We start from the raw sequence: 14,303 nt of genomic DNA on the forward strand, positions 1-14,303 counted from the left end.
CGCCGGCGCCGTCCGGGCCCGCGTCGAGGTGGCCGCCCAGCGCGCCGACCCGCTCGCGGAGACCGACCAGTCCGTACCCGCCGCCGGTGCCCGAGCCGTTCGGCGGCGCCCCGCCCGGCCCGTTGCGGACCTCGACGGTGGTGGCCGGCGCCCCGTAACCGACCCGGACGGTGACGGGTGCGGCGGGCGCGTGCTTGCGCACGTTGGTCAGCGCCTCCTGGACGACCCGGTGCACCGCCAGCCGGTGGGTGGTCGGCACGGCCTCCGGGTCGCCGGAGAGGGCGAGTTCGACCCGCTGCCCGGCCTGGGTCGCCTCGCCGACCAGTTCGGTGAGGTCGCGCAGGGCGGGCGCCGGGACACCGGCCGTCCCCGCCACCGGGGGTGGTTCGTCCTCGGCCTCCCGAACCGGCGGGTCGGCGCGCAGGGCGCCGAGGACGTCGCGCAGGTCGTCGAGCGAGCGGGCGGCGGTGGTGCGCAGCAGTTCCAGGCGGTGGGCGAGGCGGTCCGGGTCGGCGGCGACGGTGCCGGCCCGGGCCTGGTCGCGCAGCACCCCCGCGTGCAGCACCAGCAGGCTGAGGCGGTGGGCCAGTACGTCGTGCATCTCGCGCGCGATCCGGGCCCGTTCGGCGGCACGGGCCTGACCGGCACGCAACTCCCGTTCACGGCTCAGTGTCTCGACCTGCTCGTGCAGCGTGCGGATCAGCACCCGGCGGCCGTGCAGCCACAGACCGAAGGACAGGGTGGCGGCCTGGACGAGGAGTTGGGAGCCGGTGGTGCCCGCCCAGCCGACCAGCGAGTCGGCGCGGACCGCGCTGAGCACGGCGATGACCGCACCGCCGGCCACCGCCGGACCGGTCCGGCCGAGGAAGGCGAGGTAGTAGACGCTGAACAGGCCGGGGAAGGCACGGTTGAACAGGCCTCCGGTGAGCACCGGCAGGACGGCGGAGGCCACGGGGTAGCGGCGGGCGAACAGCAGGGAGAGCGCGGCGAGCGCTGCCACGACGGTCCGGGTCGGGCGCAGCGGGCCGTCGGTGTGCAGCCATTGGGAGAGGCCCTCCTCGACGGCGAGGGCGAGGATGCCGAGCAGCAGCAGCGTCTCACTCCAGGGCCGGCGGTCCGGGCCGTACCAGCCGAGCAGGCCTGTGCGCATCGGGCTCCTCCGCTCCCACCTCCGACCGTCCGGCCGTCCGAACGCCCGCGTCCCGGGCGTCCCTGTCCCCGGGCGTCCGCGCCCCCGGGCCTCCGACCGGCCGACTCGATGCTACGGGCGGGCGACTGCGGGGCGCGCCCTCCTCCCGGGCAGCCGCACCCTCGACTTTCGTCGAGGGTCGGCGTCGCTCACCGGCCGATCCGGGTCCGCCGCGGCCTCCCTAGCGTCGACGGCATGACGACCGAACCGCTCCGCCACCGCCCCGACTCCCCGCCGTCGCAGCGCAGTTCGCCCGCTTCGCCGAACGGCGGGGACCACCTGCTGTTCCTCGCCGAGGCACTGCGCACCTTCCACGACACCGGCGCGCTGGCACCGAGCGGCGCGGAGCTGGTGAACGCGCTGGTGGTGCCGGTCACCAGCCGCCCGAACCGGCCGATCTCGGTGCTGGAGGTCGGCGCCGGGACGGGCGTGGTGACCCGTCGGCTGGCCCACGTGCTGCGCCCGGGCGACCGGTTGCACGTGGTCGAGGCGAACCCGCGGTTCGCCGAACGGCTGCGGGAGGACCCGGTGCTGGCCGCCCGGCAGCCGGGGGTGGCGGTGCGGCTGTCGGCCTGCCGGATAGAGGAGCTGTCGGAGGCGGCCCGCAGGGAGGGCACGGCGGAGGACGAGACGGAAGGCGCGGCGGAGCGGTACGACGTGATCGTGTCCGGGCTGCCGTTCACCAACTTCGAGCCGGGCCAGGTCCGGAACATCCTCGACCTCTACCTGCGGCTGCTGGTACCCGGCGGCGAACTGACGTACTTCGGCTACCTCGGCACCACCACGGCTCGCACCCTCGTCTCGGGCCCCCGCCAGGGTGCCCGCCACCGGGCGGTGGTGCGACTGCTGCGCCGCTTCGAGACGACGTACGGGCTGGGCGAGCGCACGGTCTGGCGCAACCTGCCGCCCGCCCGCGCCTACCTGCTGCGCTCGCCGGGCGGACGGGAGGAGTGGGCGCCACCGACGAACACCTCGGACATCTCGGACGCATCGGACACAGCGGACGCGCCGGACGGGCGGCGGTTGGGCGGGGCGGCGCGGGCCACCCGATGATGGAGCGGGGCCGCGCCCGGCCCCGACTCTCTGACGGCGAGGAGCCTGTGATGACCCTTTCGGTACGTGACGTGACGGACCAGAACCGCTTCGAGGCCTGGGTGGACGGCCAGCTGGCCGGGTTCGCCGCGTACCTGCGCAGCGACAACCTGGTGGTCTACCCGCACACCGTGGTCGAACCCGCCTTCGAGGGGCAGGGCATCGGCAGTGCGCTGGCCCGGGCCGCGCTGGACGACGCCCGCGAGCGCGGCCTGCCCGTCCTGGCCACCTGCCCCTTCATCAAGGGCTGGATGCTGCGCCACCCCGAGTACATCGACCTCGCGTACGAGAACCGCAGCCGGGTCGCGGACTGAGCGAGCGGGGCGGCCCAGGCGGGCGGGGCGGGGGACACCCTCCGTCCCGAACAGATGACAATCGACAGATTTCAAAATTCAGATAACAGACGACAGCGAACAGATTTTGAAATCTGTTCGCTGTCGTGCCATAGTGAGATCCGGGTCACACCGCCCTCGCCACCCGGCGCCGCGCCTGCCCCTGGAGTACTCATGTCCGCGACCACCCGCCCCGCACAGCGCACCCTCGGCACCTCCGGACCCGTCACCTCCGCCCTCGGCCTCGGCTGCATGGGCATGTCCGACATGTACGGCCCGGCCGACGAGGCCGAGAGCATCGCCACCATCCACGCCGCCCTGGACTCCGGGGTCACCCTCCTCGACACCGGCGACTTCTACGGCATGGGCCACAACGAACTGCTGATCCACGAGGCCCTGCGCGGTCGCGACCGCGCGAGCGTGCAGATCAGCGTGAAGTTCGGCGCCCAGCGCGGCCCGGACGGCCAGTGGCTGGGCTACAACGCGAGCCCGGCCGCCACCAAGACCGCACTCGCGTACACCCTGCGCCGCCTGCGCACCGACTACGTCGACGTCTACCGCCCCGCCCGCCTCGACCCGGACGTCCCGATCGAGGAGACCGTCGGCGCCATCGCCGACCTGGTGAAGGCCGGCCACGTCCGCCACATCGGCCTGTCCGAGGTCGGCGCCGACACCCTGCGCCGCGCCGCCGCCGTCCACCCGATCAGCGACCTGCAGATCGAGTACTCGCTGCTCTCCCGTTCGATCGAGGCCGCCATCCTGCCCACCGCCCGCGAACTCGGCATCGGCATCACCGCGTACGGCGTGCTCTCGCGCGGCCTGCTCAGCGGCCGCTGGAACCCGGACCGCACGCTCGCCGACACCGACCTCCGCGGCCACAGCCCGCGCTTCCAGGGCGACAACCTGGCCCACAACCTCGCACTCGTCGAAGCGCTGCGCGAAATCGCCGCCGCGAACGACGCCACCGTCGCCCAGCTCGCCGTTGCCTGGGTGGCCTCGCGCGGGCAGGACGTCGTCCCGCTGGTCGGCGCCCGCCGCCGGGACCGCCTGGCCGAGGCCCTCGGAGCGCTGGACGTCACGCTGAGCCCGGCCCACCTGGCCGCCATCGACGCGGCCTTCCCCGCCGGCGCCGCCGCGGGCGACCGGTACGCTGCCGCGCAGATGACGAGCCTGGACAGCGAACGCTGACCGACCCGGCCACCGGCGCCACCGCACGGCCGCACGGCCACCACCGCACCACCGCACCACCGCACCACCCCGACCGCACGACCTAAGGACGGACCTCCCCGTGACCACGGACACCGCACTCACCGCCGAACAGATCCTGATCGCGGCGGAGGAAGTCCTCCGGCGGTTCGGCCCGGCCAAGGCCACCGTCGTGGACGTCGCCCGCGAGCTGGGCGTCAGCCACAGCAGCGTCTACCGCCACTTCCCCAGCAAGGCCGCACTGCGCGAGGCGGTCACCCAGCGCTGGCTCGACCAGGCGCACCACGAGCTCGAAACCATCTCGATCCAGACCGGCGGCGCCGCCGAGCGGCTGCACCACTGGCTGACCACCCTGTTCGCGGCCAAGCGCAAGAAGGCCCTGGACGACCCCGAGCTGTTCGCCACGTACATGGTGCTGGTCGAGGAGAACAGCGCCACCGTCGAGGCGCACATCGACACCCTGGTCAAGCAGATCGCCCAGATCGTCCAGGACGGCACGGACGGCAAGGAGTTCAAGCTCGCCCACATCCTGACCACCGCCCGCGCCGTCTTCGACGCCACCTCCCCGTTCCACGACCCGGCCTACGCGCCCAGCTGGTCCGAGCCGACCGCGGACGAGCGCTTCGAGGCCGTCTGGAAGATCATCCTCGGTGGCCTGAAGGCCAAGTGACGAACCGCCACCTATCCGGACGGACCGGGGCGCCGGCACCCGGGAGAAATCCGCTCGCCCGCACCCCGGCCATCCGGCAGACTGCCGCGCACGGTTGATCTCACCTGGAGGATGACATGCGTACGGCCGGTCCGGTCCTGGACAGCCTGGAGGGGCTCGCCCTCGGCGACGCCTTCGGCGACCGGTGGTTCCCGGTCCCGGCCGACGAGGCGCCCGCCGCCCTGGCCGCCCGCCTGGTCCGCCCGGCGCCCTGGCACTGGACCGACGACACCGCGATGGCCCTCGTCCTCGTCCGCCACCTGGCCGCCCGGGGCGAGGTCCACCAGGACGAGCTGGCGCGGGAGTTCGCCGCCGAGTACACCCGGGAGTACCAGCGCAAGTACGGCCCGTCGATGCACCGGGTGCTGCGCGGGATCGAGGCCGGCGGGGACTGGCGCGCCATCACCTCGGACCAGTTCGAGGGCCAGGGGTCGTACGGGAACGGCGCCGCGATGCGGGTCGCGCCGCTGGGCGCATGGTTCGCCGACGACCTCGACGAGGCCGTCCGGCAGGCCGAACTCCAGGCGCTCACCACGCACTTCCACCCGGAGGCGGTGGCCGGGGCGGTGGCGGTGGCGCTCGCCGCGGCCCTCGCCGTCCGGAGCCGGGGCGGGATCCCGCCCGGCCGGGCCGAGTTGCTGACGGAGATCGCCGAGCGGCTTCCGGAGAGCGACGTCCGCTCCGGCCTGCGGATCGCCGCCCGGCTGCCCGGCCACACCAGCGTCCGGCACGCCGCCACGGTGCTCGGATCGGGGCGGATGATCTCGGCCCCGGACACCGTCCCGTTCGCCCTCTGGTCCGCCGCCGGGCATCTGGACTCGCTGCCCGAGGCCATCTGGCACACCCTGGAGGGCTGGGGCGACAAGGACACCACCTGCGCCATCGCCGCCGGGGTGGTCGCCGCCCGCACCGGGCTCGCGGACGTCCCGGCCGCCTGGCTCGCCGCCCGCGAGGACCTGCCGGGCTGGGCCGCGGAGTCGGCTCCGACCCCCTGAACCGAGCAGGCGGGCCCGCCCCTCCCCCGGGGCCGGCCCGCCTGCGGTCGTCGAGTGGACTCCCGGTCAGCGGCGCGAGTTTCCGAACAGCAGCCGGTAGGCGATCAGCAGCACCAGTGCGCCGCCGATCGCCGACACCCAGGTCGCGCCGTCGAAGAAGCGCGCCGTGATCGACCTGTGCAGGAAGTGCGACGCGATCCAGCCGCCGACGAAGGAGCCGGCGATGCCGATCAGGGTCGTCACGATCAGGCCGCCCGGGTCCCTGCCCGGCAGCAGCAGCTTGGCCAGGGCCCCCGCCACCAGGCCCAGCACGATCCACGCGATGATGCTCATCCGCCATCCCTCCCGTCCTGCGGCGCGACGGCCCCGTCCCGCCCGCTCTGCCCCGAAGGACGCCGCCCGCCCGCCCCCGGTTCCCCTCGCCCCATCCCGCGAGGCGACTCCGGCCGGGCCGGGGAGGCTCCGGGCAGGGCCGGTCCAGGAGGGGATGTTGTGGGCCGTGCCGACCCACAGGGCGAGGAAGTTGTACGTGGTCCAGGTGCGCCGCCGCACCGGGACCGGTCGGAGGTCGTCGCTGGTGAAGCCGTCGCGGTGCTGCCGCTGTCTGCCGCCGCTGGTCGCGGTGTCGGCCATGGGCAACTCCCGTCTGACACGACTGGGATCAGAGGTGGGGGATGATGTCCGTTCCGTAGGCGTCGATGGTGGTCTCGACCGCGTCGTGCATGGCGTAGACGGCGAACTGGTCGACGCCGAGCGAGCGGAGCTCCGCGAGCCGGGCGCGCTGGGACTCGGCCGTCCCGATCAGGCAGAAGCGGTCGACGATCTCGTCCGGAACGAAGGCCGTGTCGGGGTTCCCGGCCCGCCCGTGGTGGCTGTAGTCGTAGCCCTGGCGGCCCTTGATGTACTCGGTGAGGGCCTCGGGCACCAGGTCGGAGTGTTCGCCGTAGTGGCTGACCAGGTCGGCGACGTGGTTGCCGACCATCCCGCCGAACCACCGGCACTGCTCCCGGGCGTGGGCGAGCGCGGCGGGCGATTCGTCGGCGGTGACGTACGCGGGCGCGGCGACGCAGATGGTGAGCGCGTCCGGGTCCCGGCCCGCCTCGACGGCCGCGGCCCGCACCGCCTTGACCATGTACTCGGTGAGGTAGGGATCGGCCAGTTGGAGGATGAATCCGTCGGCCTGGCGTCCGGTCAGGTTCAGCGCCTTGGGCCCGTACGCGCCCATCCAGATCGGCAGCGCCGCGCCGGGGCCCACCCACGGCAGGTGCATCTCGGTGCCGTCCACCTCGACGGTCCGTCCCTCGGCCAACTCCTTGATGGCGTGCATGGCCTGGGAGAGCCGGGCGAGCGTGGCGGGCTGGCGTCCGGCGACCCTCATGGCGGAGTCGCCGCGGCCGATGCCGCAGACGGTGCGGTTGCCGTACATGTCGTTGAGCGTGGCGAACAGGGAGGCGGTGACCTCCCAGGTCCGGGTGGAGGGGTTGGTGACCATCGGGCCGACGGTGAGCCGCTCGGTCTCGGCGAGGATGCGGCTGTAGATGACGAACGGCTCCTGCCACAGCACACAGGAGTCGAAGGTCCAGCCGTGGCTGAACCCGGCCTGTTCGGCGCGGATCATGCGGTCGATGAGCAGGCGGGCGGGCGGGTCGGTCTGCAGGACGAGGCCGATGTCCATGGGTGGCTCCGGAAGGGGAGGTCGGGCCGCCGCCCGCTCACAGAACGATCGCGGATCGGGCGCCGGACGGGCGCCGAACGATCGCCGAACGGGTGCCGAACGGGCGGCGGCAGGTCAGAAGGGTCGGGGCGGGCGGTCAGACGAGGTACTGGCAGGTGTCCCGGCGCAGGAAGGCGCCGTGCCCGGCCCGGCCCAGCCAGGTGCCGTCGTCCAGCACGACGGTACCGCGCGAGATCACCGTCCTTGCCCGGCCCGTGAGTTGACGGCCCTCGTAGGCCGAGTAGTCCACGTTCATGTGGTGGGTCGCGGCGGAGACGGTCTGCACCGCGGTGGGGTCGTAGACGACCAGGTCGGCGTCGGCCCCCGGTGCGACGGTGCCCTTGCGCGGGTGCAGCCCGAACATCCGGGCCGGGGTGGTGCAGGCGATCTCGACCCAGCGCCGCCGGCTGATGTGCCCGTCCACCACGGCCTGGTGGAGCAGGTCCATCCGGTTCTCCACGCCCGGAAGGCCGTTGGGGATCTTCGAGAAGTCTCCGCGGCCGAGTTCCTTCTGCCCGACGTAGCAGAACGGGCAGTGGTCGGTGGAGACCACCTGGAGGTCGTTGGTGCGCAGCCCCCGCCAGAGCGCCGCCTGGTGCTCGCGGGGCCGCAGCGGCGTGCTGCACACGTACTTGGCGCCTTCGAAGCCGTCGGCGCCCTCCTCGGCGAGGTTGTCGGTGGAGAGGAAGAGGTACTGCGGGCAGGTCTCGCCGAAGACGTTGAGCCCGGCGTCGCGGGCCTGGGTGAGTTCGGCGAGGGCGGATGCGGCGGAGACGTGCACGACGTAGAGCGGGCTTCCGGCCACCTGGGCGAGCCGGATGGCCCGGTGGGTGGCCTCGGCCTCCAGCAGCTCGTGCCGCACCTCGCCGTGGTGGCGCGGGGCGCTGCGCCCGGCGGCCAGGGCCTGTTCGACCAGGACGTCGATGGCGATGCCGTTCTCGGCGTGCATCATGATCAGCCCGCCGTTGGCGGCGCCGCGCTGCATGGCGCGCAGGATGCGGCCGTCGTCGCTGTAGAAGACTCCGGGGTAGGCCATGAAGAGCTTGAAGGAGGTGGACTCGCCGGAGTCGACGAGGGCGTCCATCTCCTTCAGGACACCGTCGTTGACGTCGGAGACGATCGTGTGGAACGCGTAGTCGATGGCGCAGTTGCCCTCGGCCTTGGCGTGCCAGGTGTCCAGGCCCTCGCGCAGCGAGCCGCCGACGGGCTGGACGGCGAAGTCGACGATGGTGGTGGTGCCGCCCCAGGCGGCGGCGCGGGTGCCGGTCTCGAAGGTGTCGGAGGCCGCGGTGCCGCCGAAGGGCAGTTCCATGTGGGTGTGGGCGTCGACACCGCCCGGGATGACGTAGTGGCCGGTCGCGTCGATGACGGTGTCGGCGCTCCAGGCCTCGGCGGCGGCGCTGCCGGTGGCGGCCAGGGCGGCGATGCGTTCGCCCTCGATGAGGACGTCGGCGTGGAGTTCGTCGGTGGCGGTGATGACGAGGCCGCCGCGGACGACGGTGCGCTGGTGCGGGTCGCGGGTGGTCATCGCGCTGCTCCTCAGGCCTCGGCGATCGGTCCGTAGGCGTCGGGGCGGCGGTCGCGGTAGAACGCCCACTGCTGGCGGACCTCTTCGATCAGGCCGAGGTCGAGGTCGCGGACGACGAGTTCCTCCTCCTTGTCGGAGGCGACGTCGCCGACGAACTGGCCGCGCGGGTCCACGAAGTAGGAGGTGCCGTAGAAGTCGTTGTCGCCGTACTCCTCGGTGCCGACCCGGTTGATGGCGGCGACGAAGTACTCGTTGGCGACGGCGGCGGCCGGCTGTTCGAGCTGCCAGAGGTAGGCCGACAGGCCGCGGCTGGTGGCGGAGGGGTTGTAGACGATCTGCGCGCCGGCCAGGCCGAGGGCGCGCCAGCCCTCGGGGAAGTGGCGGTCGTAGCAGATGTAGACGCCGACCCTGCCGACGGCGGTGTCGAAGACCGGCCAGCCCAGGTTGCCGGGCTTGAAGTAGTACTTCTCCCAGAAGCCCTTGACCTGCGGGATGTGGTGCTTGCGGTACTTGCCGAGGTAGCTGCCGTCCGCGTCGATCACGGCGGCGGTGTTGTAGTAGACGCCGGTCTGCTCCTCCTCGTAGACCGGCACGACCATGACCAGGCCGAGTTCGCGGGCGAGCTCCCGCATCCGGCTCACGGTCGGGCCGTCCGGGACGGCCTCGGCCCAGCGGTAGTGCTCGGCTTCCTGGACCTGACAGAAGTACGGGGAGTTGAAGACCTCCTGGAAGCCGATGATCTTCGCGCCCTGGGCCGCGGCCTCACGGGCGTACCTCTCGTGGAGGGCGATCATGCTTTCCTGGTCGCCGGTCCAGCGGGTCTGGACCAGCGCGGCACGGACGGTCTGCGACATGGGTACCTCCGCAACTCCGCGGTCCGGCCGCTCCGGTCGGACGCGCGGTCTGAGGGTTGACGGGGCGGGTCTCGCCTGCGGGCCCGCTCGGGGAACCGCAGGGGTCTACGTGCGTAGAAGGCGATCTGTAGACGGTAGGCCGGGCCTCGGTGGCCTGACAATACGTCGGTGGCAACGCGTCTGGGGCGATCCTGTTGCGCGGACACGCGGGCTGTCCCGGGTGGGATGAAACGCTGGTTTACCCCGGAAGTCGCCCCCTTACTCGTTCGGGTGAAAGCGGGCGCACGGGGTGCGGAATCAGCCACGCGGCCCGCGCCCGACGCGCACCCCACCCGTACCGGACACGCGCTCCACCCGCACCCGCCGCGCACGCCGCTCCCGCGCCCGGCCGGTGCTCCACCCGCCCCCGGCCCGTGCTCGGCTTGACTTCGTCCGACCCGCTCGGGAAAGATCCGGCACATGGACTCCGGCGCCACTCTGGTCTGCCGCCTGCACGTCGATCTGCGACGCCAGGCGAGTTCCATCTGTGCCTGTTGACCTTGCTCCTTCCCGCCGGTCCCACCCTGTGACTCCTGCCAGGGCCCGCACCGCGCACCCGCACCCGCAGTTCTGATCCCGCCCCGCCCGGCCACCCGTGCGTGCCGTGCCGCCCAGTCGGCCCGCGCCCGCCGCCCTGGTCGCCGGATCCGGGCCAGCCCGTCGACGCTCCGCCGCAACCGAGGACGCCCCATGAGCCTGGACCTCGCTTCCCAGCCCCCGACGCCCGCCGCTGAGACACCTGCTGTCGAGACACCCGTCGGCGAGGCACCCGCCGGCGAGAAGCCGGCCGCCGAGAGGCCCGCCCCCGAACGGACCCGCGCTCCGCTCACCCCGAACACCCTGCGGAGCATCGTCCGCGAGCTGGCCGAGCAGCCGGAACACTGGATCCACCACGTCCGCCTCTCCACCGAGGAGCGCTGGTACCGGCGGCTGGTGGCCGATGAGGACCACGAGGTGTGGCTGATCAGCTGGCTGCCCGGCCAGTCCACCGGCTTCCACGACCACGGCGGTTCGCGGGGCGCGTTCACCGTCGCCCTCGGCGAGTTGGAGGAGCTGTCCCTCGGCGGCCCGGACCAGGGCCTGCTGATCCGCCGGATCTCGGCCGGCACCACCCGCGCCTTCGGCCCCGAGTACGTGCACGACGTCCGCAACACCGCCTCCGGCCCGGCCGTCACCCTGCACGCCTACTCGCCCCCGCTCAGCTCGATGGCGCACTACGACCTGCGAGCCGGTGGGCTCGTCCGCACCTCGGAGGAAGGACCGGAGCAGTGGTGAACACGATCGACGACCTGGTGGAGCGAGCGCGCGAGGGCGTGCACCGACCGCGCGCCCGGGAGGCGTACCAGGCGCACCTGGAGGGCGCGCTGCTGGTGGACATCCGCCCGGCGGCGCAGCGGGCGGCCGAGGGCGAGATCCCCGGTTCGCTGATCATCGAGCGCAACGTGCTGGAGTGGCGGCTCGACCCGACGGGAAGTCACCGCATTCCCGAGGCCTCGGGTTACGACGTCGAGGTGATCGTGGTCTGCTCCGAGGGCTACGCCTCCAGCCTGGCCGCGTCCTCCCTGCGTGAGCTGGGGCTGCACCGGGCGACCGACCTGGACGGCGGCTTCGTCGGCTGGGCGGCCGCCGGGCTGCCGACCCGCTCGGGGGGCTGAGCCGCTCGGAGGGGCTGACCCGCTCGGAGGGGCTGACCCGCTCCGGGGGCTGGGCCGGGCTGGCGACACGCCCGGGCGTCCAGAACGGGCCACCCCCCTGCCCGGCAGCCGGACCCGGCGCCAGTGCCGGGTCCGGGGCGGTGGCCTGGGCCGACTTGACGTGTCAAGCGGTAAATCAGAGACAGGAGATGAGACAGGTCATAGTCTGATCCGAGTTTCCGCCGGTCCGAACCTGGGCAGCCACGCGGGCGGAAGACGCCCGGGCGGTGGATCCGACAAGCGGCACCAGCACCATTCAGCCACTTGCCGACACACCGCCATCAACTGAACGACCGACCGAACACAGGCGCCGCCTCCCCGGGGCGCCCTGATGAGGAAACTCCCCGTGATCACATTCGAGGGCGCCGGCAAGCGCCACCCCGACGGCACCATCGCCGTCGAGGGCCTGGACCTGGAGGTCCCGACCGGTCGGATAACCGTCCTGGTCGGGCCGTCCGGCTGCGGCAAGACCACCCTGCTACGCATGGTCAACCGGATGGTCGAACCCACCTCCGGCCGGGTGCTGCTGGACGGCACCGACGTCGCCCAGCTGGAGCCCGCCAAACTGCGCCGCGGCATCGGGTACGTGATCCAGCAGGCGGGACTCTTCCCGCACCGCAAGGTGATCGACAACATCGCCACCGTCCCCTACCTGCTCGGCTGGGACCGCAAGGAGGCCCGCGCCCGGGCGGCCGAGCTGCTCGAACTCGTCGGGCTCGCCCCCGAGACGGCCAAGCGGTACCCGTTCCAGCTCTCCGGCGGCCAGCAGCAGCGCGTCGGCGTGGCGCGCGCGCTGGCCGCCGACCCGCCGGTGCTGCTCATGGACGAACCCTTCAGCGCCGTCGACCCGGTGGTGCGCGCCGGGCTCCAGGAGGAGCTGCTGCGGCTCCAGTCCGAGCTGCACAAGACGGTGCTGTTCGTCACCCACGACATCGAGGAGGCCGTCCGGCTCGGCGACCAGGTCGTGGTGCTGCGCGAGCACGGCCGGATCGCCCAACTGGCCGACCCGCACACCCTGCTGACCACCCCCGCCGACGACGGCGTGGCCGCCTTCCTCGGCCGTGACCGGGGCCTGCGCGGCCTCGGCCTGCGCCCCGCGAGCGCCGTCGCGCTCCGTCCGGTCGGCGACGGGCTCCGCTACGGGGGCTGGGAGTTGGCCCTGGACGACGCGGGCCGCCCGATTGGCTGGATCGATCGCACCGCGGTCAGCGCCGAACTACATCCGGCGGCCGGATTCCGGCCGGAAACCGACACCCTGCGCACCGCGCTGGACGCCGTCGTCCTCTCCCCCGCCGGGGTCGCTGTCGCGCTGGACGGCGACGGCCGGGCCACCGGCACCGCGAGCCGGGACGCGATCCTGGCCGCACTCACGCCCACCGGAGCGACCGCCGTCGGCGGCATCGACGCGAACGCCGACGAGAGCTCCGACACGAACGTCGGAACGGGCCCCGACGCGAACGCCGGCGCGAAGGCCGACGCGAAGACCACCGTCAGCACCCGGAAGGCCCTCGCCGCCGACGGGACGGGCGAGGCCGGGACGACGGACCGGGTCGGCGGGCCGGAGGGATCCGACGGTGGACGATGAACCGATCGTCCGCTGGTACTGGATCGGCGACCACCTCGGCTACCTCGGCAACCTGCTCGCCGACCACGCCGTGATCGCGCTGCTCCCTGTCCTGATCGGCCTGCTGCTGGCCGTCCCGCTCGGCCTGGCCTGCGCCCGCTTCCCCCGGCTGTACCAACCGCTGTCCGCCGTCTTCAACATCGTCTACGCGCTGCCCTCGCTGGCCGTCTTCGTGGTGCTGATCCCCTACACCGGGCTCGCCACCCAGGCGACCGTGATGATCCCGCTCACCTTCTACGCCCTCGCCGTACTGCTGCCGACCACCGTGGACGGGCTGCACGCCGTCCCGGACTCCGTCCGGCAGGCGGCCACCGCGATGGGGTACGGGCCGTGGCACCGGCTGACCACGGTCGAGCTGCCCGCCGCCGTGCCGTACCTGATCGCCGGTCTGCGGGTCGCCGCGGTGTCCAGCATCTCGCTGGCCAGCGTCGGTGCGCTGGTCGGACGCGGCGGGCTCGGCTACCTGTTCGTCGACGGCTTCCAGCGCACCTTCCCGACCCCGATCGTGGCCGGCATCGTGCTGATCGCCGTCCTCGCGCTGGCCGTCGACCTGCTGTTGGTGGGCGCCCGGCGGCTGCTCGCGCCCTGGGCCGTCCGGGAGAAGGGGGCGGGCTCGTGAACTGGCTGAACTGGCTGAGCGACTTCTTCTCCGCCCCGGACCACCGCAGCGGTCCGGACTCGATCGTGCACCGGGTCTCCGAGCACCTGCTGCTCTCCGGCGAGGCCCTGCTGTACGCGGCACTGCTCGCCGTCCCGCTCGGGCTGCTGATCGGCTACACCGGGCGCGGTGTCACCGCGGTCACCGCGCTGGCCGGGGCCGCCCGTGCCCTGCCCACCCTCGGTCTGGTGACGCTGGCGGTGCTGCTCGCCGGGGTCGGCGACACCGCCGTCCTGATTCCGCTGGTCGCGCTGGCCGCGCCACCGCTGCTGGTGGCGGCCGTCGAGGGGGTGCGCGGCACCGATCCGGACGTCCGGGACGCCGCGCGCGGGATCGGACTGACCCACCCGCAGGTGCTGTGGCAGGTCTGCCTGCCGTCCTCCGCGCCGACCCTGCTGGCGGGATTCCGCACCGCGACCGTCCAGGTGATCGCGACCGCCACGGTGGCCGCCTACGTCGGGCTGGGCGGTCTCGGCCGCTACGTCATCGACGGGCTGGCCACCCGCCAGTACGCGGTGACCGTGGGCGGCGCGCTGCTGGTGGTGCTGCTCGCGGTCGGGGCCCAGCTGTTCTTCACCCTGCTCGCCCGGTTCGCGCTCCCGCCCGGAGTCCGCGCCCAGCGCCGGGCCCGCTGACGTTCCTCTTCCCATCCTTATCCTTTCCGGAAGG

General features: G+C 73.2%; 16 protein-coding genes and 1 pseudogene. 11 read left to right on the top strand and 6 right to left on the bottom strand.

Annotated features, from left to right (window positions below; genetic code table 11):
* The coding region (locus RZ50_RS26205; protein ID WP_217680853.1) for a sensor histidine kinase at positions 1-1,150 on the bottom strand (1,150 nt) is incomplete at its 3' end.
* Between the two features lie 234 nt (positions 1,151-1,384).
* Here RZ50_RS26205 and RZ50_RS26210 point away from each other — a divergent pair.
* The 5 genes from RZ50_RS26210 (at position 1,385) to RZ50_RS26230 (ending at position 5,523) form a co-directional block, all read left to right on the top strand.
* The gene (locus tag RZ50_RS26210; RefSeq protein ID WP_196949751.1) at positions 1,385-2,242 is read left to right on the top strand and encodes a class I SAM-dependent methyltransferase; all 858 of its coding nucleotides are present in this window, start codon (positions 1,385-1,387) and stop codon (positions 2,240-2,242) included.
* Positions 2,243-2,292: 50 nt separating this feature from the next.
* Positions 2,293-2,595 carry a GNAT family N-acetyltransferase gene (locus RZ50_RS26215; RefSeq protein ID WP_196949752.1) on the top strand — a complete coding sequence of 101 codons (303 nt, stop codon included), beginning with the start codon at positions 2,293-2,295 and terminating at the stop codon, positions 2,593-2,595.
* A 192-nt stretch (positions 2,596-2,787) separates the two neighbouring features.
* Positions 2,788-3,801 (top strand): aldo/keto reductase, encoded by a 1,014-nt coding sequence (locus RZ50_RS26220; protein WP_196949753.1) that lies wholly within the window; start codon positions 2,788-2,790, stop codon positions 3,799-3,801.
* Between the two features lie 100 nt (positions 3,802-3,901).
* On the top strand, positions 3,902-4,489 hold the full coding sequence (locus RZ50_RS26225) for a TetR family transcriptional regulator (protein WP_196949754.1): 588 nt from the start codon (positions 3,902-3,904) through the stop codon (positions 4,487-4,489).
* Between the two features lie 116 nt (positions 4,490-4,605).
* A complete protein-coding gene (locus tag RZ50_RS26230; RefSeq protein ID WP_196949755.1) occupies positions 4,606-5,523 on the top strand; it encodes an ADP-ribosylglycohydrolase family protein in 918 nt (305 codons plus the stop codon).
* Positions 5,524-5,589: 66 nt separating this feature from the next.
* Here the strand turns inward: RZ50_RS26230 and RZ50_RS29485 are convergent, their stop codons facing one another.
* The 5 genes and pseudogenes from RZ50_RS29485 to RZ50_RS26250 form a co-directional block, all read right to left on the bottom strand.
* Positions 5,590-5,856: a GlsB/YeaQ/YmgE family stress response membrane protein gene (locus RZ50_RS29485; RefSeq protein ID WP_254803057.1), complete on the bottom strand. Its 267-nt coding sequence runs from the start codon at positions 5,854-5,856 to the stop codon at positions 5,590-5,592.
* 150 nt (positions 5,857-6,006) lie between these two features.
* Positions 6,007-6,156 (bottom strand): annotated as a pseudogene (locus RZ50_RS30375) (hypothetical protein); the annotation flags it as partial.
* Between the two features lie 28 nt (positions 6,157-6,184).
* The gene (locus RZ50_RS26240; protein ID WP_196949757.1) at positions 6,185-7,198 is read right to left on the bottom strand and encodes a TIGR03842 family LLM class F420-dependent oxidoreductase; all 1,014 of its coding nucleotides are present in this window, start codon (positions 7,196-7,198) and stop codon (positions 6,185-6,187) included.
* Positions 7,199-7,334: 136 nt separating this feature from the next.
* Positions 7,335-8,765 (bottom strand): dihydropyrimidinase, encoded by a 1,431-nt coding sequence (hydA, locus tag RZ50_RS26245; protein WP_196949758.1) that lies wholly within the window; start codon positions 8,763-8,765, stop codon positions 7,335-7,337.
* An 11-nt stretch (positions 8,766-8,776) separates the two neighbouring features.
* Positions 8,777-9,619 (bottom strand): nitrilase-related carbon-nitrogen hydrolase, encoded by an 843-nt coding sequence (locus RZ50_RS26250; protein WP_196949759.1) that lies wholly within the window; start codon positions 9,617-9,619, stop codon positions 8,777-8,779.
* Between the two features lie 459 nt (positions 9,620-10,078).
* Between RZ50_RS26250 and RZ50_RS30380 the strand changes: the two genes are divergently transcribed.
* The 6 genes from RZ50_RS30380 (at position 10,079) to RZ50_RS26275 (ending at position 14,269) form a co-directional block, all read left to right on the top strand.
* A complete protein-coding gene (locus RZ50_RS30380) occupies positions 10,079-10,156 on the top strand; it encodes a putative leader peptide (RefSeq protein ID WP_107086570.1) in 78 nt (25 codons plus the stop codon).
* A 192-nt stretch (positions 10,157-10,348) separates the two neighbouring features.
* Entirely contained in the window at positions 10,349-10,933 is a 585-nt protein-coding gene (locus RZ50_RS26255; RefSeq protein WP_196949760.1) for a cysteine dioxygenase family protein, read from the top strand.
* The gene (locus tag RZ50_RS26260; protein ID WP_196949761.1) at positions 10,927-11,313 is read left to right on the top strand and encodes a rhodanese-like domain-containing protein; all 387 of its coding nucleotides are present in this window, start codon (positions 10,927-10,929) and stop codon (positions 11,311-11,313) included. Before RZ50_RS26255 ends, RZ50_RS26260 begins: the two co-directional genes overlap by 7 nt.
* Before the next feature lie 385 nt (positions 11,314-11,698).
* On the top strand, positions 11,699-12,937 hold the full coding sequence (locus RZ50_RS26265) for an ABC transporter ATP-binding protein (RefSeq protein ID WP_217680854.1): 1,239 nt from the start codon (positions 11,699-11,701) through the stop codon (positions 12,935-12,937).
* The gene (locus tag RZ50_RS26270; RefSeq protein ID WP_196949763.1) at positions 12,927-13,595 is read left to right on the top strand and encodes an ABC transporter permease; all 669 of its coding nucleotides are present in this window, start codon (positions 12,927-12,929) and stop codon (positions 13,593-13,595) included. Before RZ50_RS26265 ends, RZ50_RS26270 begins: the two co-directional genes overlap by 11 nt.
* Positions 13,592-14,269, top strand: a complete 678-nt coding sequence (locus RZ50_RS26275; protein ID WP_196949764.1) for an ABC transporter permease — start codon at positions 13,592-13,594, stop codon at positions 14,267-14,269. Before RZ50_RS26270 ends, RZ50_RS26275 begins: the two co-directional genes overlap by 4 nt.
* The last annotated feature ends 34 nt before the right edge of the window (positions 14,270-14,303 follow it).

The sequence above is a fragment of the Kitasatospora sp. SUK 42 genome (genome assembly GCF_015776785.2).
Classification (GTDB): domain Bacteria; phylum Actinomycetota; class Actinomycetes; order Streptomycetales; family Streptomycetaceae; genus Kitasatospora.